General features: G+C 39.3%; 19 protein-coding genes and 1 riboswitch. Of the genes, 7 read left to right on the forward strand and 12 right to left on the reverse strand.

What is annotated here, in order from left to right:
- The first annotated feature begins 280 nt into the window (after window positions 1-280).
- A complete protein-coding gene (locus tag ACMX3D_RS14970) occupies window positions 281-1,399 on the forward strand; it encodes a ferrochelatase (protein ID WP_482752183.1) in 1,119 nt (372 codons plus the stop codon).
- A gap of 60 nt (window positions 1,400-1,459) precedes the next feature.
- Here the strand turns inward: ACMX3D_RS14970 and ACMX3D_RS14975 are convergent, their stop codons facing one another.
- Window positions 1,460-1,720 (reverse strand): hypothetical protein, encoded by a 261-nt coding sequence (locus ACMX3D_RS14975; RefSeq protein WP_229542517.1) that lies wholly within the window; start codon window positions 1,718-1,720, stop codon window positions 1,460-1,462.
- 186 nt (window positions 1,721-1,906) lie between these two features.
- Between ACMX3D_RS14975 and ACMX3D_RS14980 the strand changes: the two genes are divergently transcribed.
- Together ACMX3D_RS14980 and ACMX3D_RS14985 are read left to right on the forward strand one after the other, a co-directional pair.
- On the forward strand, window positions 1,907-2,263 hold the full coding sequence (locus ACMX3D_RS14980) for a Rieske (2Fe-2S) protein (protein WP_482752184.1): 357 nt from the start codon (window positions 1,907-1,909) through the stop codon (window positions 2,261-2,263).
- A 407-nt stretch (window positions 2,264-2,670) separates the two neighbouring features.
- Window positions 2,671-3,252 carry a hypothetical protein gene (locus tag ACMX3D_RS14985; protein WP_482752185.1) on the forward strand — a complete coding sequence of 194 codons (582 nt, stop codon included), beginning with the start codon at window positions 2,671-2,673 and terminating at the stop codon, window positions 3,250-3,252.
- Window positions 3,253-3,350: 98 nt separating this feature from the next.
- Here ACMX3D_RS14985 and ACMX3D_RS14990 read toward each other — a convergent pair whose 3' ends face one another.
- From ACMX3D_RS14990 to pbpC, 4 genes are all read right to left on the reverse strand, one after another.
- On the reverse strand, window positions 3,351-3,506 hold the full coding sequence (locus tag ACMX3D_RS14990) for a hypothetical protein (RefSeq protein WP_482752186.1): 156 nt from the start codon (window positions 3,504-3,506) through the stop codon (window positions 3,351-3,353).
- A gap of 210 nt (window positions 3,507-3,716) precedes the next feature.
- Window positions 3,717-4,979: a sensor histidine kinase gene (locus ACMX3D_RS14995; protein WP_482752187.1), complete on the reverse strand. Its 1,263-nt coding sequence runs from the start codon at window positions 4,977-4,979 to the stop codon at window positions 3,717-3,719.
- Window positions 4,980-4,999: 20 nt separating this feature from the next.
- On the reverse strand, window positions 5,000-6,895 hold the full coding sequence (locus tag ACMX3D_RS15000) for an ATP-binding protein (protein WP_482752343.1): 1,896 nt from the start codon (window positions 6,893-6,895) through the stop codon (window positions 5,000-5,002).
- Window positions 6,896-7,008: 113 nt separating this feature from the next.
- Window positions 7,009-9,288 carry a penicillin-binding protein 1C gene (gene pbpC / locus ACMX3D_RS15005; protein WP_482752188.1) on the reverse strand — a complete coding sequence of 760 codons (2,280 nt, stop codon included), beginning with the start codon at window positions 9,286-9,288 and terminating at the stop codon, window positions 7,009-7,011.
- A gap of 218 nt (window positions 9,289-9,506) precedes the next feature.
- Between pbpC and ACMX3D_RS15010 the strand changes: the two genes are divergently transcribed.
- On the forward strand, window positions 9,507-15,239 hold the full coding sequence (locus ACMX3D_RS15010) for an alpha-2-macroglobulin family protein (RefSeq protein WP_482752189.1): 5,733 nt from the start codon (window positions 9,507-9,509) through the stop codon (window positions 15,237-15,239).
- A gap of 167 nt (window positions 15,240-15,406) precedes the next feature.
- On the opposite strand, the gene ACMX3D_RS15015 is transcribed toward ACMX3D_RS15010, so the two are convergent.
- The 5 genes from ACMX3D_RS15015 to ACMX3D_RS15035 all read right to left on the reverse strand — a co-directional run bounded on the left by ACMX3D_RS15015 (window position 15,407) and on the right by ACMX3D_RS15035 (window position 18,343).
- On the reverse strand, window positions 15,407-15,532 hold the full coding sequence (locus ACMX3D_RS15015; RefSeq protein ID WP_482752190.1) for a hypothetical protein: 126 nt from the start codon (window positions 15,530-15,532) through the stop codon (window positions 15,407-15,409).
- 131 nt (window positions 15,533-15,663) lie between these two features.
- Window positions 15,664-16,491, reverse strand: a complete 828-nt coding sequence (locus tag ACMX3D_RS15020) for an energy-coupling factor ABC transporter ATP-binding protein (RefSeq protein ID WP_482752191.1) — start codon at window positions 16,489-16,491, stop codon at window positions 15,664-15,666.
- Window positions 16,466-17,278, reverse strand: a complete 813-nt coding sequence (gene cbiQ / locus ACMX3D_RS15025) for a cobalt ECF transporter T component CbiQ (protein ID WP_482752192.1) — start codon at window positions 17,276-17,278, stop codon at window positions 16,466-16,468. Before cbiQ ends, ACMX3D_RS15020 begins: the two co-directional genes overlap by 26 nt.
- Entirely contained in the window at window positions 17,275-17,577 is a 303-nt protein-coding gene (locus ACMX3D_RS15030; RefSeq protein WP_482752193.1) for an energy-coupling factor ABC transporter substrate-binding protein, read from the reverse strand. The genes cbiQ and ACMX3D_RS15030 overlap by 4 nt, the downstream gene beginning before the upstream one ends.
- Window positions 17,564-18,343, reverse strand: a complete 780-nt coding sequence (locus ACMX3D_RS15035; protein WP_482752194.1) for an energy-coupling factor ABC transporter permease — start codon at window positions 18,341-18,343, stop codon at window positions 17,564-17,566. Before ACMX3D_RS15035 ends, ACMX3D_RS15030 begins: the two co-directional genes overlap by 14 nt.
- A 25-nt stretch (window positions 18,344-18,368) precedes the next feature.
- Window positions 18,369-18,508, reverse strand: a riboswitch (cobalamin riboswitch).
- A gap of 89 nt (window positions 18,509-18,597) precedes the next feature.
- Here ACMX3D_RS15035 and ACMX3D_RS15040 point away from each other — a divergent pair.
- Window positions 18,598-19,167 carry a thermonuclease family protein gene (locus ACMX3D_RS15040; protein ID WP_482752195.1) on the forward strand — a complete coding sequence of 190 codons (570 nt, stop codon included), beginning with the start codon at window positions 18,598-18,600 and terminating at the stop codon, window positions 19,165-19,167.
- Between the two features lie 87 nt (window positions 19,168-19,254).
- Here the strand turns inward: ACMX3D_RS15040 and ACMX3D_RS15045 are convergent, their stop codons facing one another.
- Window positions 19,255-19,815 (reverse strand): methylmalonic aciduria and homocystinuria type D protein, encoded by a 561-nt coding sequence (locus ACMX3D_RS15045; RefSeq protein WP_482752196.1) that lies wholly within the window; start codon window positions 19,813-19,815, stop codon window positions 19,255-19,257.
- A 492-nt stretch (window positions 19,816-20,307) separates the two neighbouring features.
- Between ACMX3D_RS15045 and ACMX3D_RS15050 the strand changes: the two genes are divergently transcribed.
- The gene (locus tag ACMX3D_RS15050) at window positions 20,308-20,538 is read left to right on the forward strand and encodes a hypothetical protein (RefSeq protein ID WP_482752197.1); all 231 of its coding nucleotides are present in this window, start codon (window positions 20,308-20,310) and stop codon (window positions 20,536-20,538) included.
- 147 nt (window positions 20,539-20,685) lie between these two features.
- Complete coding sequence (locus ACMX3D_RS15055) at window positions 20,686-21,282, forward strand: hypothetical protein (protein ID WP_482752198.1); 597 nt, start codon at window positions 20,686-20,688, stop codon at window positions 21,280-21,282.
- Window positions 21,283-21,356: 74 nt separating this feature from the next.
- Here the strand turns inward: ACMX3D_RS15055 and ACMX3D_RS15060 are convergent, their stop codons facing one another.
- Window positions 21,357-21,611 (reverse strand): DUF6464 family protein, encoded by a 255-nt coding sequence (locus ACMX3D_RS15060; RefSeq protein WP_482752199.1) that lies wholly within the window; start codon window positions 21,609-21,611, stop codon window positions 21,357-21,359.
- Between the last annotated feature and the right edge of the window lie 201 nt (window positions 21,612-21,812).

Raw genomic sequence — 21,812 nt, forward strand, 5'->3', positions numbered from 1 at the left:
TATTTAAAAGTAGTGCTATAAAAATTACTAGTAAATTCTACATTAATATTGGAGCGTAGTGAAATCTTGATTTAACTAGAATTCACATTTTTCTTTAGGATACTCAGAAATTATTTTGTCATACTCAGTATCTAGTATTAACGTAAGTATGTCTTTTGAAGTATTGTTGTTAATTTTATGGTTATCCTATCCCCCCGGAAGGGATAATGTTTTATGATCCAGAAAAATACATAGAGCTATTATTTAGCTCTTTAATCTGGTTTATATTGAGGAACTTACTGTGGTTGCTACGCCAGAAAAATTGCAACACACCCACGAGCATCTACCAGGTCAAGACCGTGTAGCTGTATTGCTTATGGGTTATGGTGAAGTCGAAAGCTACGAAGATTTCGCCAACTATAATGAACAGGCTTTAAATTTATTAACAGCAAAATTCGCACCAGTCCCGACTTGGATTTATCCTCCCTTAGCACGGCTATTGGCGTTATTTGACCGCCATGAATGGGGTCATACACACCACGACTTTATCTCGCCACACAACGCTATATTTGAACAGCAACGAGCCGGGATTGAGCAGAATTTACAAGCTAAGTGGGGCGATCGCGTTAAAGTATTCAAAGCCTTTAACTTCTGTGCGCCTTTTCTTCCTAAGCAAGTTTTAGCGGAAATTCACAACCAAGGATTTGACAAGCTGCTAATTTACCCCTTGTTGGTGGTTGATTCAATTTTTACTAGTGGGATTGCGATCGAGCAAGTGAATAATGCTCTATCTGAAATAGCTGATGGAGAAGAACATTGGGTTAAAGGACAGCGTTACATTCCTTCTTTCTACAATGAACCCGCCTACATTGATTTGATGGCGCATTTGGTTGAGGAGAAAATTAACGCTGATTTAGCCGCCACTTACCTACCTTCTCAAATCGGGATCGTTTTAATGAATCACGGTTGTCCTCACAAAGCTAAAGGCTTCACTTCTGGGATAACTGAAAGTCAAGCACTATACGAGTTAGTGAGAGAGAAATTGATTAACCGCTATCCTTTAATATCGGTAGGTTGGTTAAATCACGATACGCCTCTGATTGAATGGACGCAGCCCAACGCCGAACAAGCTGCCAAAAACTTGATTCAATTGGGTGCGAAAGTAATAATATTTATGCCTATTGGTTTCGCTACCGAAAATCACGAGACTCTGTTAGATGTCCATCACATTATTCATGCTTTAGAAAAACAGCATTCTGATGTGAATTATGTGCAGATGGCTTGTGTTAACGACAATGCAGAATTCTTGGCAATGGCCGCAGAATGGGCAAATCCGCAGATTGCAGATCTGTTGTCAGAGGAAGCTTTGGCAGTTAATCCCCATTCAAGTGAACATCATCACCACCACCATCATCATTAAATAAATTAGGTGGGCAAAATTTTGCCCACCCTACAGATAATACTGTTCATCTCCCCAAAATTACGCATGAAGATTGGCTTGTTCTTGTAACCAAGAATCTACAGGTTGTCCATCTTTACGTCGCAATTCAATTTCTACCACCATGACTTCTTTAGAACCAGGAGGAGCAGGTTTTTGATGAAAAATAATGTCGTAATCTAAGGGATTTTGATTGCGTTCTTTGAGCCATTCCTGGACTTTGGTTGTAGCGAAAAATGATTGTCCTTGGTCAAACATCCGAGTAATTTGCATTTGCAGGGTGTAGGGATTTATCCGACCCATTTTTTACCACCTTTGTAAAGTATTTTAAAGTTAAGACGTTGCCTACTCTATGTTATACCGAGCTATTAGATTGCAAAAGTTGAGTTGAGGCGATCGCACCATATTGACAATCATCCTTGCAACCATACGCACTGAGGTCACAATTGCGGGAAACTGAAAACAGATCCATTAACCAAGGAGAATTCAATGGGCTGGACTAAAGTTATGGCAGCTGATGCACTTGCCCCTGGTGCGAGAGAAGTGGTAAATGTTGGCAAGCGAAAAATTCTCGTGCTAAATCACGAAAATCAATTATATGCGGTAGATAACGCTTGCCCTCATTTAAAATTACCTCTCAAGAATGGCAAAATCGAAGATGGGGCAATTGTTTGTCCTACTCACCGTAGCGCTTTTGATTTGCAGACTGGGCAGGTAAATAATTGGTGTCCCTGGCCGCCTGGAGTCGGTAAAGTATTGTCTTTAATTTCGCAACAAAAAACACTGCCAGTATTTCCCGTGCGCGTGGAAGAAGGCAGTATTTGGATTGATATAGACGATAACTAAATTTACATTTCAATGGCATTAATTGGGCGGGCAAGATGCCCACCCTACTTACAAAGCATGAGATAGCCGCAAAATGTTACCTATAATTACATAACGGCTCCCGTAAGAGGATTTTGAGAGAAAATATAAATGTAGAAAACAAAAGCTAGATCAAAATCTCAGTTCTGTTTTCAAAGAAAATTTTTCGCCTCAAGTGACTTTGCAAAGATGGCAAATGGAGGTGTCTTATGTTTAGCGATTTTCCACTCTCTGACCCTACAACTTACCTCATTGTCAAACTCATCGTCTTGATGTTGGCACTACTACTTTTGATGGTAGTTTCTGCGGCTCCAGCCGTGTAGAAATTAGTTAGTTGTTATCAATGCTTCTGTAAAAAGCTAGTCTCCCAGAAATGTATGGGTGAGATTATGCTGAAATTGAGCAATTTCTTACCACTAGGTGTTTTCTGTGTAAATTTATTAGCAGGTTCACTATTTTCTGGTAAATTGCTTCTCAAGCAAGACTTTCTGCTGGCAAATCAACCAGTAAATATTGCTAGTTTAGCAAACGGTAACTATCAATTTTGTAGTCAACCTGATCCTAAAGATTGGCGAGATGGGGCTGGAGTTTGTTTGAATTTCAGTAAAATCGGAAATCAAGTGAATGGCTATTATGGCTATCCGCACTCGGATCAATTTGTTTGTATTCGTGGGATAGTAGATGGCGATCGCATCACTGGTGAAGGTCTAGGTATAGTGTGGGATAATCTTCAACTGAAAAATACACCTGAGTCTGCTGAATTTAAGTGGGACTCAGAAGGACGTTTAACACTTAATCAGGGAAGTATCCTCACTACGGCCAATGCTAACGAGGATAATGCTAAGTGGATTTTGTACCGTAAGGCTTCACTAAATCTTCAGGGATTTTACCAATACAATCGCCCTCGCATGACACCAGTATCTCAATTGTGTCAGTGGAGTTCTACATATAGCAGTCCAAACATAGATTAGGACTATTTTGATTGTTAAAACTCCTGTAGAAAAGCGGCTTCCCATAGGGTAAATACAAGGCTTTTCCTCAGCACTCAGCACTTTGCTGTAGCAATTGATTAACTAGCGTGTTCCCAGTCACTGAGTAACTCATGTTCTTGCTTTATCTTTTTGGTTTTGCGGAATGGAACTTTAGGGGAACCTATATCTATACGCCCAAAAGACTGTTTTTTCTGCTTGGTAGATTTTTGATTTTCTGTGGTTAAAGTCGTCATTGATGATTATTTCCTAAAAACTCAGCACTACTTTAAATCATCAATTTCAAAACCGCAAATTTCTGAAGAGGTATTATTTATATTATTTAGGCGATCGCACGGTATAAAAGTAGTCTATTATGACAAACATTTTGGTATACCTATGGTTTACTCCATATAGGTATACCACTAGGTAGAACTATGCCTTTGAGAGCTAAAAGTTTTGATTAATTACATGGGAATTGCGATTGTAAACTCGGTTCCTTTACCTGGCTGAGAATTTACTTCCATTGTGCCTTTGTGTTTTTCTACGACGATTTGATGGGCTATCGACAAGCCAAGTCCAGTACCTTTGCCAACGGGTTTTGTAGTGAACAAAGGCTCAAACAGCCGTTGTTTGAGTCGCTCAGGAATGCCAATTCCATTGTCAGCAATCCGAGTGACAACCATTTGTTGAGCATTTATTTCGGTGGCAATTTTAATTTGCGGAATTTTATTGGTCATTTTACCTTGGAGAATAGCTTCATCAAGAGCGTCAATAGCGTTGGCCAGAATGTTCATAAATACTTGATTCATCTCTCCGACATAGCAGTTTATATGTGGTAATTTTCCATAACACCTCATAACTTCAATGCCAGGGCGATCGCCGTTAGCCTTCAGGCGATGTTGTAAAATCATCAGTGTACTATCTAGCCCTAAATGCAAATCAGCAGGTAATTTTGTATCACTGTCCGAGCGAGAAAAGCTGCGCAGTGAAGTAGAAAGGTGCTGAATTCGTTCAGAGCCTATCTGGAGTGAACTCAAAATTTTTGTGAGATCTTCGAGAACGAATTTTAAATCCAAGTCTTCAATAAAATTAGTAATTTTGGCTGTTGGGTTGAGATACTCCTGTTCATAAATTTGGAGAAGTTCGGTTATTGAGCTAATGTATTCCTTTAAAGGCGGAATATTGTTAGTGATAAAGCTGATGGGATTGTTCATTTCGTGGGCAATACCAGCAATTAACTCTCCTAATGTTGAGAGTTTTTCTTGCTGCACCAGTTGCACTTGAGCTTGTTGCAAAGCAGCGGTGCGATCGCACACTTGTTGTTCTAAAGATTGAGTCAATTGCTTAAGTTGTAAATGCACGCGCACTCTGGCAATCACTTCCTCTTGGGCAAATGGTTTCGGGATATAATCTACTGCACCGAGAGAAAATCCTTTGATTTTACTTTCTGTATCGGCTAAGGCTGTAGTGAAAATAATGGGAATATTGTGCGTTACAGGATTGGCTTTGAGGCGACGACAAGTTTCAAATCCGTCAATACCCGGCATTTGTATGTCTAGTAACATCAATTCTGGTTGATTGCGTTCCACCTGAGCGATCGCACTTTCTCCATCAACTGCAACACGAAAACGCCAACCCTCACTAGCCAACGCTTCCGACAATACAGATAAATTGGTGGGATTATCATCCACAATTAAAATAAATCCCTTAGTTGAAACCTTATTCATGATGGATTTTAAAATTAAAGTTAAGCTAAATTAACTAATTGTTGTTGAATAAAACCTTCTAAACGTTTGAGTTGGAAGTTGCTTGCTAACTGTATAATTTGCCCAGTAAAAGTGCTGAGTTGCTGATTGGATGCAGAAATTTGCTCCGCTATTTCTAAAATTTTTTGAATATCGCCGTCTTGTGCTAGTTCCAAGAATTGCTGTAAAATTTCTTTGCCAGGAAGAACTAAATTAACTAAACAATCTGAACGCTCTACATTTGATTTGTTGATTGAGTTTTGCTTATTTTCATACAACCATTCCAGTTGCAAGAATTGACGTAGTAATTCCAGAAGTGTTTCAGCTTCTATCGGCTTGGGGAGAAAGGCATTTGCACCCATATCAATACTTTTATATTCGTCAATTGCAAAAACACTGGCTGAAGAAGCAATGATAGGCATCTCTTGAAATTGGTCAGAATGGCGCAAACTTTTAATGAACTCAAATCCGTCCATTACAGGCATAACTAAATCAGTAATAATCAAGTCTAGTTTGCAGGAATTTACTTGTTCCCATCCTTCTTCACCATGACTAGCTTCTATTACAGTAAATCCCACTGGTTCTAGTAAATTGACAATTACCGAGCGGTTTTCCCATTTATCATCCACAATCAAAATAGTGCGCTTTTGCCCTTGATAACCAATAACAATTCCCAGCTCTATGACTCTAGAAACCTTTGCCCAATCTTTAGATTCTGGTAGCTCTACCTCAAACCAGAAAGTGCTACCTTTGCCAAACTCACTTTCCACTTGAATTTGACTATTCATCAAAGATAGAATTTTTTGGCTAATTGCTAATCCTAAACCTGTACCTTCAGTTTGTCGCTTTTGACTGCCCACTTGTTCAAAAGGTAAAAAGATTTTCTCAACTTGCTCAGGAGTGATACCTGCACCTGTATCTATGATTTCAAAGCGAATTTTATAGATAATTTGTCCTTGGTTATTCACTGTTTGATTAATAACTTTAACCTTGAACGTGACACTACCTTGCTGTGTAAATTTAATCGCATTACCAAGCAAGTTAATCAATACTTGCCGCAAGCGTTTTTCATCAGCACGAATTCCTGTTGGTAAATTGGGGTCAAGTTGCAGATTAAACTGAATCACTTTTTGTTCGGCGCGGATGCGACAAATTTCACTTACACTTTCTAGAAATGCAGGTAAGTAAAAATCAATCGAATTTAATTCGAGCTTCCGGGCTTCTATTTTAGACAAATCCAAAATATCATTAATCAGAGTTAATAAATGAGAACCACATTGATAAATAATGCCGATTCCTTTGCTCCCTTTTTCAGTTAAAGGTTCTGTGCGTTGGAGGATTTGTGCATAACCAAGGATGCCGTTAAGAGGTGTACGTAATTCATGACTCATATTAGCGAGAAATTCACTCTTGGCTTGGCTAGAATCCTTCGCCATTTCCTCGGCTTGGCGTAGTTCTTTTTCGATGCGTTTGCGCTCAACAATTTCACTTTTAAGCACTCTATTAATAGCTTCTAACTGGGCGGGACTAGGTAGTGTGAGAGCTTGAGGTATGAGATAAATTAAGGCGAATGTTGCATATATGGAAATAATTGCAGTAAAAGCTTTTACACCACCTGCAATCCAGTAATCAGGATGCCAAAGCGTCCAAATTTCCATCAAGTGTCCAGTTCCGCAGGCAAGGATAAAAGCACTAAATAATTGAAATACTCCATTGAAAGGAACATCTTTACGTTTGGAAATAAAGTAAATCAGTAACAGTGGAATAGAATAATAGGCAAGGGCGATCGCGCCATCAGAAATAATGTGGAGCCATACTAATGCTGGTTTCCAGAGATAACAATGCCCGTGAGGAATGAAACCAGTTGAGTAAATGGGATGGTTAAACAATGCCAATATCATGCTAGAACTTGCTGGAAATGTATTAAGCTGTGTAAATTTTAGTATTCCCAGATCATTACTAAAGATGAACTAGCATTTCGTGGCTATTATGGTATCCTCAACTGCTGCATCTACCGCTGAGAATTAACAATAGAAAAACCCCGACGAGTTGGTTTAATTTTGGCTAACTCAACTTGAAAATTAACTTTATCACTTGTTTCTTTACTTCGTGCTTCCAAAGTCCAGTTTCCAGGACGCAAATACCAAAATAAAGAAATAGCTGATTGTGTATCAAGTTTTTTACCATTCAGCCACCATTCGACAGATGCAGATTGATTTCCAGCAAGCTTAAATTCTAATTTTTGCTTTCCTTCAGCACCAGGATATAGTAAGAACAAATCGCCATTTTGGGGAGAGACAATTCTCAAATTACTAGAAAGAAAATTTGATTGCTGCTTTGCTAACCAATCATCATATTCTGGTGGTAAATGAAAGTTATTTTGAGTTTCGTAAGCAATTTTGTCTTCTGGATAAAAATATTCCTGCACCACAGAGTTACAATCTGGTGTTGGGCGTAATCCAGAAATTGCACATATAGGTAGTTTAATTAAGCCTTGGGGAACTGTAAAATCTGTTGGTTCTTGATTTTCATGCAGATGTAACATAATGCGATTCCACAAAGGTGCTGCACCCATAACTCCCGAAACTTGACGCATCGGTTCGCCGTTAAAATTTCCCACCCAAGTAGCAACGGTGTAGTCGGTAGTGAAGCCAACAGTCCAAGTATCCCGAAAGTTGGAAGAAGTACCCGTTTTCACAGCGGCGGGGAAGGGCAAGTTTAACACCGAGTCTACACCAAAGGCTGTGGCGCGGGCATGGTTATCACTCAACATATCAGTGATAAGTTGCCATACCGTCGAATTTTGGATTTGAGATTTTGGATTTTGGATTGCAGAATCGTTAATAGTAGTTACAAGTGGGATAGCTTGTCCTTGTCGGGCCATTGTGACGTAAGCTTGAGCAAGTTCCCATAACGTAACTTCGCCACTACCGAGAGTTAAACCTAAACCGTAGTATTCGGGGGTTTGATTGAGGTGAGTAAATCCTAGTTCATGCAGACGTTCTAGAAAACTTGGTACAGTGACCTTTTCTAAGACTCGCACGGCTGGAACATTTAAAGAATTGGCTAAAGCTATCCGCACGCGTACTGGGCCAAGAAAGCGTTGAGTATAATCTGTTGGGCTATAAAGTTTCGCACCAGGAATGGCATAGTGGGCTGGTACATCGGCCAAAATCGTGTTTGGGCGAATTAGTTTTTTTTCTAACGCCAACTCATAGACAAAAGGTTTGAGAGTAGAACCTGGTTGACGCAGTGCTTGTACTCCGTCGTTGCGTCCGAGTTTGGCTTCGTTGAAATAATCAGGTGAACCGACGTAAGCCAAGACTTCGCCAGTGTGGTTATCAATTACTAAAGCTGCTGCATCGTGGACGTTGTTAGCGGTGAGGGTGGAAATTACTTGCTGCGCTTGTGCTTCGACGAATTGCTGTAATGGTCTATCTATGGTGGTAGAAATGGGGGATGTTTCTTGTTGGGTATTTGATAACTGAGTTGCTAACCAAAATAAGAAATGAGGTGCAGCGATAATTCCGCGTTGACGAGATTGAAAAACTACTTTTTCGGTTTGGGTTTTCTCGGCTATTTGTTGAGTGATATAGCCATCCTGTACCATACGGTTGAGGGCGTATTTTTGGCGCTGTTTCACCCTGTCCCAATGTTGTAGCGGGTCGAAGTAGGTGGGATTATTAGGGATAGCCGCTAGAAGACTGGCTTGGGCCAGATTTAAATCACTGGCTGGAGTAGAAAAATAAGTGCGGGATGCGGCTTCTACACCATATATATTGCCGCCCATTGGTAGACGGTTGATATATGCAGCGAGAATTTCGTTTTTATTCATTCCCGCAGCTAACCGCCAAGCTAACCAAATTTCTTGCAATTTACCTGACAGGTTGCGGGGAGATGGTTCTAACATCCGCGCCAATTGCATTGTAATTGTGGAAGCACCGGAGACAATTCGTTTGGTATGAATGGCTTGGTTGATGGCGCGGATAATGGCTTTCATATCCAACGCGCCATGATGATAGAAACTGCTATCTTCGGCGGCTAAAATTGCGTTGATAAATTGAGGAGAAACCTGATTTAAGGGTACTACGGCGGTGTGTTCTTGGTCACGGGTGAGTATTGTTCCTAATGGTAAACCGTTGCGATCGCTAAATTCCAAAGCTAACCGATTTTGGGCTATATCTGCGGCATGAATAGGAGCAAAATATGGCAATAGCCGCACTACTAGGCATATTAATAAAATAGCTAAGATAAATTTTGCTTTTTGGATGAGCCGTCTACTTAGTCTCATCAGGGATTTCTCAGTTAAATTTACTTTAATTTTGACGCGATCGCTATTTCTTTATCAGTAATTATTTCAAAGACTTAACAATTTCTCCCAATTTAAATTAAGAATTGTAGTTATTTTAGGAAATAGCTATAGGCGGTTGGTTATCCATATAGAACAAGAATCTCACGCAAAGGCGCAAAGACGCAAAGAAAAGATAAAGCTAGTCTTTTTTATTTAACATGATTATTAAAATTTTTCTTAAATTATTTATTACCCTGACATTTCTATTAGGCATTAGCGGCTGTAGTTTACTAGGTATATCCTCAAACAAAGAACCATTACCTGCTGTCTCTCCACTCACACCACCAAAGTTGCCAGACTGGATTGAACAAATTAGCCCTGTTGGTGATGCAAAACCTCTCAACCAAATTCGCATTCGCTTTAAAGAAGCTTTAATTCCTGTTGAAAGTCTTGACAGTCAAGAACAGCAGAATTTATTACAAAAATTTGCTTTATGGCCGCCTTTACCCGGTCAATTTCGCTTTTTAACACCGCGTATGGTAGGCTTTCAAGCCGATAAAGCACTGCCACAAGCTACAAGATTTCAAGTTACCTTAAAAGCTGGTTTGGCAGATTTAAAAAATCATCGGTTAAATCAAGATTTAGCTTGGACATTTAACACTGAGCCTATCAAGCTGACTAACTTACCGGGTGTTAATCCTGTTGAAAAAGCAGATATTCAACCTATCGATTTACAACAAAAGCTACAGTTTACATCCAATGTAGAATTGAACTTATCTTCTTTACAAGAGCATATCAAACTTGTGCCGGAAGGTAAAAATCAAGATATCAAATTTAATGTAGATTTGGCGAAAGAAGAAAAACCCACAGAAGGTGAAGATCCCTTAGAAAAATTTGACCCTTCAGCACGTAGTTGGGTTTATAATTTAATACCGCAGCAAAGTCTCGAAAAGGCAACTAACTATCGCCTTGTATTTTCTCCAGGAATCTTACCAGATTACGGTAACTTACCTACAGATAAAGAGTTTGTTAGTAAGTTAGCAACTTATTCACCCTTAGCATTTCAAAAAATTAATTTTTACGGACAACCAGATGTTAGCGGAACCTATGGGCGCTTTCTTAAAGGTAGTCCACAGTTAGAATTTAATAATATCTTAGTAGAAGATTCCGTTAAAGATAATATCAAAATTGAGCCAGCACCAAAAGATATCTCCCGAATGCTACAAGTAGGAGATGAATCTAGTGTGGTGACTATCAATCCCTACGCTTTAGAACCTGCTACTAATTATAAAATTATGATCGCCGCAAATCTCAAAGATAAATTTGGGCAGACTTTGAATAAACCTGTCAGCTTACAATATAATACTGGAGATTTAGCGGGTGATATTTGGGTTCCGTCTGATTTACATATTTTCCCATCGGGTCAAAATTTACAGTTAAATATTAGTACAGTTAACCTACCAGAGTCTAAATATAAAGCAGCTTATCGTGTAGTTCAACCTACAGATTTAGTTTATTTTAATGGTGCTTATCCTAAAGGTAATGATAATGATTTATTACCACAGCCAAGTGCATGGCAAAGCTTTAAAGTAAATAGTAAGAAAAATCAACCAGTTGATGTCAATGTACCTTTAAGAGAAAAGCTTGGTAGTCCTACAGGAATGTTGGCATACGGAGTACAAGCACGCACGAATAAATATCAAGAAAATGGCAAGGAACTTTGGCGAGAACCGACAACTTATGGTTTAGTACAGTTAACAAATTTGGGTGTATTTAGTCAATGGTTTCCTGATTCTGGTTTAATTCGGGTACATCATCTGAGTGATGGTTCGCCAGTGAAGGGTGCAGCTATTGACATTTATCAATCAAAGTTAGAGGAAAAATCTTCAGGTAATGCTGTACCTTGTGCGACAGGGAAAACTGATGAAAATGGTACTTTAAGACTTCAGCGTGAAAATCTAAAGCAGTGTTTTGCAGATAAGCAAAGATTTACAAAGTCACCACAACTATTAGTAATTACCAGTGAAAATCAAGATTGGGCTTTTGCGAGAACTGAAGAATATAGTGGTGTTTTTGGTTACGGTATTGATGCAGGTTGGCAAGAAGGTAAACCAGAATCAAGGGGTGTAATTTTTTCGGATAGACAGTTATATCAACCAGGAGAAAAAGCTTGGTTAACTGGTTTTGCTGATTATTTACAAAATGGAAGTATTCAGCAAGATAAAAATGCTGATTATCAATTAACTTTGCTAAATCCTGATGGACAAAAGACTGATTTAGGTAGCAAAACTACAAACGAGTTTGGTACATTCTCTCTAGAGTTACAGATTCAGAATACTCAAAAATTAGGCTACTATACAATTCAAGCAAAAGGAAAAAACGGAAATGAAATTTCGGGTGAATTTCGGGTAGCTGAGTTTAAACCACCTAATTTTAAAGTGGAACTCAATTTAGATAAAGAGTTTGCCCTTGTTAACGACAAAATTGAAGCGAAAGCCGCTAGTAATTATCTATTTGGTGCGCCTGTAGAAGCAGGAGAAGCAAAATATTTTGTCACACGTCAGCAGACTAATTTTATCCCTAAAGGTTGGGATGAATTTAGTTTTGGTAGACAATGGTTTTGGCCGGAAGAAAGTCCATCTTTACCGAGTGATGTGTTGCAGACTAACTCCAAGTTAGATGTAAGTGGTAAAACTAGCCAAACTGTGACAGTGGCTAAAGATTTACCTTATCCGATGACTTACCGAGTAGATGTGCAAGTCGCAGATGTTTCTAATTTATCTGTGGCTACTTCGCAAGAGTTTACAGCATTACCAAGTAATCGACTAATAGGGTTAAAAAGTAATTTCATTGCTGATGCTGGTAAAGCTTTACCTATTGAAGTTATTGTTACTGAACCTACAGGAAAACCTATCATAGGTCAACGGGTGCATTTAGAATTACAACAGATGAAATATAGCAGTGTGACGCAGGTAGTGGAAGGTAGCCGCACTGCTAAAAATCAAGTTGAATATAAAACAGTGGAACAAGCAGAAATTACATCTGCTGATAGTCCTCAGATATTAACGCTAACACCACCAGAATCAGGTTCATACAGAATTAGAGCTAATAGCGATACAAAAGAAGAATTAAGTGCAACAGATTTGCAAATTTGGGCAACAGGAGAAAACCCAGTTTATTGGAGTTCAGATGAAGAAAATCGCCTAGAAGTTAAACTAGATAAAAAAGAGTTTCAACCTGGGGAAACTGTCACAGCTTTAATTCAATCACCTTATCCAGAAGCAGAATTATACTTTGCTGTTATTAAAGACAAACCCCTCTATCAACAAGTAACCAAAGTTAAGGGAGGCGCACCCCAAATTCAGTTTCAAGTCACCCCAGAAATGTTACCTAATGCAGCCGTAGAAGCTGTATTAGTGAGACAAGGCGCACCTCTCAACCAAATAGAACCAGGAATAGATAAATTAGTAAAACTTGGTTTTGCACCTTTTAAAGTCAACTTGCAAGATAAATATTTAAAAGTGCAAGTTACGCCATTGCAAACATCTTTAGAACCTGGTGCAGAACAAACAATACAGCTAGAACTCAAAGACAACCAAAACAACCCCACACCCGGACAATTTATAGTCATGGTGGTAAATGAAGCCGTGTTGCAACTGTCTGGTTATCGTCCGCCAAATTTGGTAGATACAGTCTATGCAGAACAGCAAATATCTACCCGTTTCAGCGATAATCGTCCTGATGTGGTGATACAACCGCAAGATATAACGAAGCCCAAAGGCTGGGGTTATGGCGGTGGTTTTTCCGTCGGTGCAGCAAATACCCGCGTCCGTACAGATTTTCAGGCGTTGGCTTACTACAACGGTTCTGTGTTAGCTGATGCTGATGGTAAAGCGCAGATAACCTTTAAGTTACCTGATGATTTAACTACATGGCGAGTGATGGCTGTCGCTACTGATGGAAACTTGCGCTTTGGTAACGCTGACGCGACGTTTATCACCAGTAAGCCATTGCTAACCAATGCCATCTTGCCACAGTTTGTGCGTCCAGGCGATCGCATCTTGGCTGGTTTATCCGTCACCAACAACACCGGGAATAACGGAAACCTATCAATTAACGGCGAACTTAGCGGTACAGTTAAGTTTGCCGAAAAGAACCCCACAACTACTTTTTTGCAAACAAATGCAGAATCAGCTACTCGTGCTTATCGCTTCCCCATGATTGCAGGTGGCATTGGTGAAAGTAAAGTCAGGTTTACCACCCAGCTAAATAATACAGCCGCCGATGCTTTTGAAGTGCCTTTAGAAGTGAAGCCGCTAGAAATTACAGAACAAGTTGTTGAAACTGGTGTGACTGAAAAACAAGTTAAAATTCCGGTGAATGTTGATAAAAACATCGCCCCGGAAGCTGGCGGTTTAGATATTCAATTAGCGAGTACATTAATACCCGAAATTAAAGCACCCGCTAAACAAGTTTTAGAAGATGATGATTTACCCTTTGCAGAACCAGCCGCTAGTCAATTAATCATTGCTGCTAACTTGCAAACTTTAGGACAAAAATATAGTCAATCATTTGCTGAATTTAATCCTAGCCAGAAAGCAAATCAAGCCATTACTCAACTGCAAAAACTACAAGTAGCCGACGGTGGTTTTGCGGCTTATCCAGGACAAGAAAAATCTGATCCTTGGGTTTCTGCTTACGCTGCTGAGTCACTAGTGAAAGCTAATCAAGCATTTCCAAATTCTGTAGATGCTGCAATACTTTCGCGGCTGAAAACTTATTTGCAAAAAGTTTTAGCTAACCCAGGACAGTACGATTTTTGCAAACAACAACTTTGTAAAAATCAACTGCAATTAAACGCCTTAATCGCCTTAGCAGAATTAGGCGATAAACGCAATAGTTTCCTGGGTGATATTTATCAACAACGCCAAAACTTTGATATAGTTACGCAAATAAAACTAGCGCGATACTTATCTCAATTCCCAGAATGGCAAAATGAATCACAACAAATGCTAAACCAGTTACAACAAAATATCTATGAAACTGGTCGCACAGCAGTTATTAGTTTACCCCCTAGTTGGGGATGGATGAATTCATCTACCACAGCCCAAGCACAGGCTTTACGGTTATTTATTGCCAAACAAAGTAACCCAGAAGTTATTGATAAATTATTCCAAAGTCTTCTAGCAATGCGCCGCGATGGCACATGGCAAACTAACTATGATAATGCTCAAGCATTAACAGCTTTAGTAGAATATAGTCAACTGCAACCCACACCACCCAATTTTGCAACAACAGTCCAATTAGCTGGTAAAAAGTTAGGTGAAAATCGCTTTACTGGCTATCAAAATCCTAGCTTGCAGCTAAATGTACCAATGGAAAAATTACCGCGTGGTCGTCACGATTTGACCTTACAAAAATCAGGTAATGGTAAATTACATTATTTAGTTGCCTATAATTATCGCTTGCAAGGCAATCAACCAGGGAGATTTAATGGTTTACGCGTTACACGAGAAATTAGCAAAGTCGGTGAAGAAAAAGTTCTGCAAAAAACAGGAATGTATGCTTTTGATAAACCATTAACTGTAGATAGTGGACAAGTATTTGATATTGGTTTAGAAATAATTGCAGATCATCCTGTAGACCATATAGTAATTAAAGACCCATTACCAGCAGGATTTGAAGCCGTAGATCAAAGTTTTCAAACTGCGACAGCCGCATTGCAAGCCAAAGCCGATAGTTGGGAACTTGGTTATCGCAATATTTACCGCGATCGCATTATCGCCTATGCTGACCACCTCGAACCAGGAGTTTATAGCCTGCATTACTTAGTCCGTTCTGTAACTCCCGGTACATACCGCTGGCCTGGTGCAGAAGCGCATTTACAATACGCACCCGAAGAATTTGGGCGTTCTGCTGAGTCTACAATCATTCTTGAGGAGAGGCGGTGAGTTTTAAACGCAGAGGTTTGTGGTGAACCAGCGCTGCGGGAGGGTTTCCCTCCGCTGGTGACTGGTGAACCCGAAGGGAGGTAAACGCAAAGTTACGCGGAGTTTTTCTTCTCTCTGCGTTCTCTGTGTCTCTGTGGTACCCTTCAGGAAGCCGCTTCGCGTCTACGTTAAAAAAATCGCTGGACAAACGCAGTATGTTCTGGTGACTTTAACCCTTCTTGTACTACTTTCAAAACTCGCACCATCTGATTGTTTAACAGCGCCTCTACTGCTAAGAGAACGAATAATTCCATCTGCACTTGGAGATAGCAATTGATAGTCGCTATCTATTAAGCGAAGCTATTGTACCAATCTTGGGAGTTGTCGGATACTTTTAACTTTAGCAAACCACCGTTATTGAGAAGTATTGCTCATATAATTATGCTCAACCCCAAAATAATTCTAATATCCGTTGTTGCACTCGTTCTCTAACTACTTCCTCCTCACCAGATAACCAATCAAATAACATTTCATATATCAACGGTACACCCAACTCTAATTCTTCTAAAAGATGACGCTGACTAAATACATCTTGTGGTTTACCCTCTAGTATTAATCGTCCTTCATCCATAACAAAAACCCAATCTGCCCAACGATAAACTAAATCTAAATCGTGGGTTGCCATCATTAAAGTCGTACCATTTTGATGAATTTTTTGCAGAGTTGCTATCAAATTTCGAGTATGTTTGACATCTAAATAGGCAGTAGGTTCGTCTAACAACAACAGTTCTGGGCGCAGTACCATCACATCTGCTAGGGAAACTCGCTTTTTCTGTCCTAAACTCAAATGATGTACTGGTCTCTCCGCTAAAGCAGTCAACCCAAATTCAACTAATGCTTGTTCTACTCGGTATTGAATTTCGGATACAGGCAAATCTAAATTGCACAAACCGTAAGATATATCTTCTTCAACAGTAGAAGCCACTAATTGTTGTTCTGGATCTTGAAATATTAACCCAACTTTTTGGCGTAATTTTCCAATAAAATTACGATTGTAATTTAACGGTTCACCACGCCAACTTACAATGCCAGCATCTGGTTTATATAACCCATTAGCTAATAAAAACAGTGTAGTTTTCCCACAACCATTTTGTCCAATTAATGCACATTTTTTACCTAATGGAATTTTTAAGGTTAGACCATTCAAAGCTGATTGTCGTGCGCCTGAATAAGTGTAATATACTTGTTCAAATTCTAGTAAATATTCCTGCATTCCGCCAAAATTCCAATCCTAATAAGCCAATACAGCCGCAAATTGCTTCGATGATATATCGCACTTGGGGACGATAGCGACGAGGATGCCAAACTTGAAATTCACTGACAAAACCTCGTGATTCTAGTCCTAGAGAAAACTGACTATATCGTTGTAATGTGCGCTGTAATAGTTGTCCGATAAGTACCGCTAAACTTTTCATCCAACTACGCCAAGTTCGGTAGCCACCACGAGAGTTTTGTGCTGTCCATAATTCATTAGCTGTGTTCAGCAGGATAAAAATAAACCGATACATTAATAATAGTAAGTCAGTCAAAAGCACTGGAAATCGTAAGTAACGCAGAATTTGTAAAATTTCTGTGAAAGGAACTGTTAACATGAGAAAATATAAGCAAGAGACAGAGGCTAATGCTCTGGTTAAAATTGCCCATGCTTGCAGACTTCCATGATGACTGACATAAATATAGAAGTGTCCCAGACTTAGACCAGACAAAGAATCTAATTGTATTTTTGGCAAATCATTAATTGCCACTACATTCACCATCAGTGCTGGTAAACTTGTCAAACAAAATACTATGGTGAATAATAATAATCGCAAATAAACACCAGTTGGAATTCTTGCATAAATAACTATCCAAACACCCATCCAAATTGCTATCAAAATTTGTACTAAGGGATGGGTAGTAAGGGAAATAGCAAGAGTGGTAAATGCAAAAATTAGTTTATGTTCTGGTGGTAATCTTCGCAGTCGATTAGTGTAAGCTAAAGTGTCTAATTGCAAGCTCATTCTTCAGGTTTTTGTTGTTGGGAACGTCCTTTATACAACCCAATTACATAACCAACTACTCCAGCACCCAAAGCTGCTTGTGAAGCAAATAATAAGCTTTCTATTTCTCCACTAGCAGGTTCAAAAAATGATTTAAACCAAGGTTGATATCCAGGTTGTATTTCAGTAATTGCTTTTTCAGCTTTGTTATCGGAACCTGCAAATTCCGCATCACGCACCAATATTAATGGTGCAACTGCTAAACCTAATACAGCTACTAGCAACAGCCAGTTACTCAACCCTTTTTTAGACTGATTCATTTCCTTTGGGTTCCCGTTTGATTAATTTCAGCAATTCCAATTCTTGAGGATTATAAGATTGCAGCCAGTTCCACACCAATACAGTTAGCAATCCTTCACTAATTGCTAGGGGAACTTGAGTGATAGCAAAAATTCCGGCGAATTTAGCGAATGAAGCAATAAACCCACCAACAGGGGCAGGAAAAGCTAGGGCAAGTTGAATGGAAGTGATAACGTAGGTAAGTAAATCTGAGATAGCTGCGGCTAGAAATATGCCAATTCTTGGTTTACCACCCAACTTAATTGTCAAATTATATATCCAGTAAGCGACAAATGGCCCGGCGATCGCCATCGAAAATGCATTTGCCCCCAGCGTTGTCAAGCCGCCATGTGCCAGTAACAAAGCTTGAAACAACAACACTAAACTACCCAAAACCGACATTGTTAAGGGGCCAAACAGCACTGCACCTAACCCTGTTCCTGTAGGATGAGAACAGCTACCTGTGACGGAAGGAATTTTCAATGCTGACAGCACAAAAGTAAAAGCACCAGCTAACCCCAGCAGTAGTTTCAATTCCGGGTTTGCTTTAGTAATGCGAGTTAAATTACGCAATCCCAATAGAAAAAATGGTAGTGCCACAACCCACCAAAAAATTGCCCACTGTACTGGTAAAAAACCTTCCATGATGTGCATTGCGTAGGCAGGTTTGGGTAAACCAATTACTAGATAAAAACTGATAAATCCTATCAGGCTTAGACTAAGTAAGGCCTGTTTTTTTCTTTCCATAATCTGTACCTCGCAGATTTATGTAACGAACTGATTCTAACCGGCGGGCATCCTGACTCACCTAATTTTGGCTCACAGTTGCGGGACAGCGCCGGATTTACACCGGACTTTCCCCCTTACGTCTGATGGCTGCTCCCCATCAGAACCGATTTCAGTAACTATATCACTATTTCTCAATGTAGGAATTTCAGCAAAAGCCGCATCTATTTCAAAAATCAAATATAGTATCATCCATCAAAGTGAGGTGATGTTGAATGAATAAACTAACAAAACAACTAGTAATTTGGCTGAGTGCAACTATCTTACTTGTCGGTTTAGCAGGTTGTGATAAATTCTTTGGTGCTTCTGGAGATTTGGTTGAAAGAGTTAGCGATGGTGATACTTTGGCTGTCAAAGATGCTAAGGGTAATAAATTTAACGTGCGATTTGCATGTATGGATGCGCCGGAAGTACCCCATTCGCAAAAGGAAAGGAATAGTAAAAGTGCCAGCGATCGCAATCAATTTAGTTGGGGTGTAAAAGCACAAGAACGCTTACAGGAACTCGTAAAACAATCAGGCGATCGCGTTATCCTAAACATCACAGATAGCGATCGCTATGGGAGGAAAGTGGCAGAAGTTCGTTTAAAAGATGGTACGTTTGTTCAACAAGTCTTATTACGCGAAGGTTTAGCTAAGGTATATCGTCCTTATTTAAATAAATGTCCCAGTAAAGATTTAGTTCAACAAGCTGAAGCGCAAGCGCAGCAGCAAAAGCTGGGAATTTGGAGTGATACTAAGTTTATCAATCCTTGGGAGTATCGCAGTTTTAATAAAAGAAAGTGACCTGTATTTTATCTGCTTCTATCTGCGGTTAATTTGATCTCTACCGAATACGCCTTACCCCGCCAGTAGCCCATAATAACGATTTCTTCAGACTTCTATTTGTTCTTCCCACCCATGCTTACAAGCTATTTCTTTAGTGACAAATTCGATCAGCGTGGGTGGTGCGGTTGAGATTAAAATACTGGGATAAACAGCTGTACCCCAAACAGGATGCACTAACATACAGCATTTGTTTTTAATTACTGGATAGCCAAGTAATGCTTTTACTACTGCTGTATCATTATGGGGCATTGCACCAGGACGGGAAAGTAAAGGATAGCCAGTGCGCGGATCGATTAAGTCTGTAAGATAGCCGCGATCGCGCAGTTCAAAAGCCACATCAATCCCGAACCGCATAAACTTTTCGCGTAACCGTTGTTTTTCGTCTTCTATTTCTTTTGTACTTTCCACTAAATGATGTTGCGATCGCTGCAAGACAATCACAACCCAGAATAAAGCTTCTTGTTTCCAATCTGGTAATATCTGTTCGCAGTTGGCACAGATATATTCGCTAGGTGCATGAATGGAAATTTGCACCTCTTGTCCCATGTCGCCAACTAAATTTATGGGACTGCTTTGTTCCGAAATGTAAATGCTTGGGTAGTTCACTACATTGATTCGGTTGTTTGCAAGTTGTTAATTTATTCCTTGGGATCGATAATAACTCTTAAGACTTTATAAAAACCATCAATTTTCCCTAAGTAGAAAGATTTTTTTGTAATCTATGCATTCAACTGGAAATTTTTAATCTCATTTTTATCAATTATTAACCTTGCTTAAAAATGAGAGCAAGAGGTTAGGGAAGAGTTAAGTCGGTTGGCGTGAATAATTATTGGAATAAGGCAGGGGGCAGGGAGAGAAAGAGTTTGAGCCTTATTTACTTTTCTTCACATAGTTCAGTTTTATTCTACCGATTTACTTATTTGCCGATTTGGCTGTATGGAAAGTTTATAGGGTCTGCCTTGAATCTCTAGATTCAGCACCCCTTTTTTATCTTGGCAGTCAACATTTTTTTGATGGGGACTGTGAAAAATGTTAAAGTCCGGTTCTTTTTTACCCGTTGCTTAGCGCCTGAGTGACCAGCCTTGAACCCAAGGCAACATGAGAAGCAATTTATACGTAATATTTTTTGGAGAAGCTGCCCCAACAATTAAGTCAGGGCAACTTCTGGTACACCCCTTGCACAATACAAACAATATCAGTATTCACAACGATTTGTTTGCCAAATTGGCAGAAATTCACAATCAAGTAGTAAGCCTAACTCTGGGAACCGGCGTTAGCGGCAAAGAACCAGCAAACAAGTTGAGATTTTTAGATTCACCTCACGGGTAAATTCTCAATTCTGGCTTTTGCTTCCTCAATCCTTCATTGTTAATTGTAATAATAGAAGCAGCCACTTGATTAAGCCGAAATAGTTAAATTTACTGCATTGTGTAAGTCCTAGCTCTCAGGAATCAACTAAACTCAGTGAGGCTACTCATGAATACTTATCAGCAATTCAATATTAATTTACGCGAAGAACTTGAGGTAGCTAGAAGACAGTTGAAATATGACCAAAAAGGTGGAATTGCAGCCTTAGATAATATTTACCGTCAAGGTAGAGTACCAGATCCACTTTTAAACGGTCGCTACTGGGGTGAGTTTCTTACCGCTAATTTCCACCCAGTTTTAGATAGTTGGTTAGATATCATCACTAAAATTTGGCTACCTTGGGAAGGTAAAACATTTGATGCTAAAAGCAACACCGGAGATAATATTTTTACGAATGATGGGTTATTGCTAGGACGCTTAATCTGGCCTTTCTATAATGGTTATGTTGCAGATGGTAGAGGAAGAACGCTTGCTTTTAAATTTCAATCATCTCGTGATCAATGTTTATTAGAGCCAGACATTGAAGTTTTGCGGTTGAACTTTGATTTACCAGATAATCCCCAATTCCTGATTCGTGACTTGGTAGACCAATTAGTCCAGATTGATCATGATTTTTATTTAGGTAAAGCTGTACTAAAACATCCTGATGGCGGTCGGTTTTGTGCTGCTTACTTCACCCTCAGATCGGGCTTAGTTAATCATTAAGCTTGCATATTTAGTTGATTGTTGACTGTTGACAGTCAACAGTCAACAAATAATATAAAATTCTTAATTAAAAATTAGTATTTCCACTCCTCATATTCAATAAAATAAACACAGATCTCGCACTCTTCTGTTGGATTAACAGCACATTGGATATAAGGCGATCGCGCGTTAAATAAGCAGTCGTTTTCTGCAAACCTATTTTGGTGTTTGCGGCTGTGATTTTGTTCTCGAACTTGCATTTGGGGTGAAGCTATGGCTGATAAAATTCCCAGTAAGCCCCAAACTGCGCCACAAAAAGCCATTAACACAAAATCAGCAATACGACCCATATTCAACACCTAGCTAAAATCCTAACTGTAAATGATTTTAGTGATGTGAATATATTTGTTCATCCGTCATTAGCCATTCGTCTTTAGTAAAGAAAATTGATAAATAATTAGTCAAAAAGGATAAATATACAGAAAATACAAGTGTCCTAAGTTATATATCTACATAATCTATAAAACGACTAATTCTGCCATAATAGTTAG

The sequence above is a fragment of the Anabaena sp. TISTR 8404 genome, assembly GCF_056847745.1.

Excerpts from the sequence above, each read along its gene's own strand:
- ACMX3D_RS15040 (WP_482752195.1), top strand. The coding sequence starts at position 18,598 with ATGAATAAACTAACAAAACAACTAGTAATTTGGCTGAGTGCAACTATC.
- ACMX3D_RS14975 (WP_229542517.1), bottom strand. The coding sequence starts at position 1,720 with ATGGGTCGGATAAATCCCTACACCCTGCAAATGCAAATTACTCGGATG.
- ACMX3D_RS15015 (WP_482752190.1), bottom strand. The coding sequence starts at position 15,532 with ATGGAATTATTCGTTCTCTTAGCAGTAGAGGCGCTGTTAAACAATCAG.
- ACMX3D_RS15010 (WP_482752189.1), top strand. The coding sequence starts at position 9,507 with ATGATTATTAAAATTTTTCTTAAATTATTTATTACCCTGACATTTCTA.
- ACMX3D_RS14980 (WP_482752184.1), top strand. The coding sequence starts at position 1,907 with ATGGGCTGGACTAAAGTTATGGCAGCTGATGCACTTGCCCCTGGTGCG.
- ACMX3D_RS15055 (WP_482752198.1), top strand. The coding sequence starts at position 20,686 with ATGAATACTTATCAGCAATTCAATATTAATTTACGCGAAGAACTTGAG.
- ACMX3D_RS15035 (WP_482752194.1), bottom strand. The coding sequence starts at position 18,343 with ATGGAAAGAAAAAAACAGGCCTTACTTAGTCTAAGCCTGATAGGATTT.
- ACMX3D_RS14985 (WP_482752185.1), top strand. The coding sequence starts at position 2,671 with ATGCTGAAATTGAGCAATTTCTTACCACTAGGTGTTTTCTGTGTAAAT.
- ACMX3D_RS14990 (WP_482752186.1), bottom strand. The coding sequence starts at position 3,506 with ATGACGACTTTAACCACAGAAAATCAAAAATCTACCAAGCAGAAAAAA.
- ACMX3D_RS15060 (WP_482752199.1), bottom strand. The coding sequence starts at position 21,611 with ATGGGTCGTATTGCTGATTTTGTGTTAATGGCTTTTTGTGGCGCAGTT.
- ACMX3D_RS14995 (WP_482752187.1), bottom strand. The coding sequence starts at position 4,979 with ATGAATAAGGTTTCAACTAAGGGATTTATTTTAATTGTGGATGATAAT.
- pbpC (WP_482752188.1), bottom strand. The coding sequence starts at position 9,288 with ATGAGACTAAGTAGACGGCTCATCCAAAAAGCAAAATTTATCTTAGCT.
- cbiQ (WP_482752192.1), bottom strand. The coding sequence starts at position 17,278 with ATGAGCTTGCAATTAGACACTTTAGCTTACACTAATCGACTGCGAAGA.
- ACMX3D_RS15050 (WP_482752197.1), top strand. The coding sequence starts at position 20,308 with ATGAGAAGCAATTTATACGTAATATTTTTTGGAGAAGCTGCCCCAACA.
- ACMX3D_RS15030 (WP_482752193.1), bottom strand. The coding sequence starts at position 17,577 with ATGAATCAGTCTAAAAAAGGGTTGAGTAACTGGCTGTTGCTAGTAGCT.
- ACMX3D_RS15020 (WP_482752191.1), bottom strand. The coding sequence starts at position 16,491 with ATGCAGGAATATTTACTAGAATTTGAACAAGTATATTACACTTATTCA.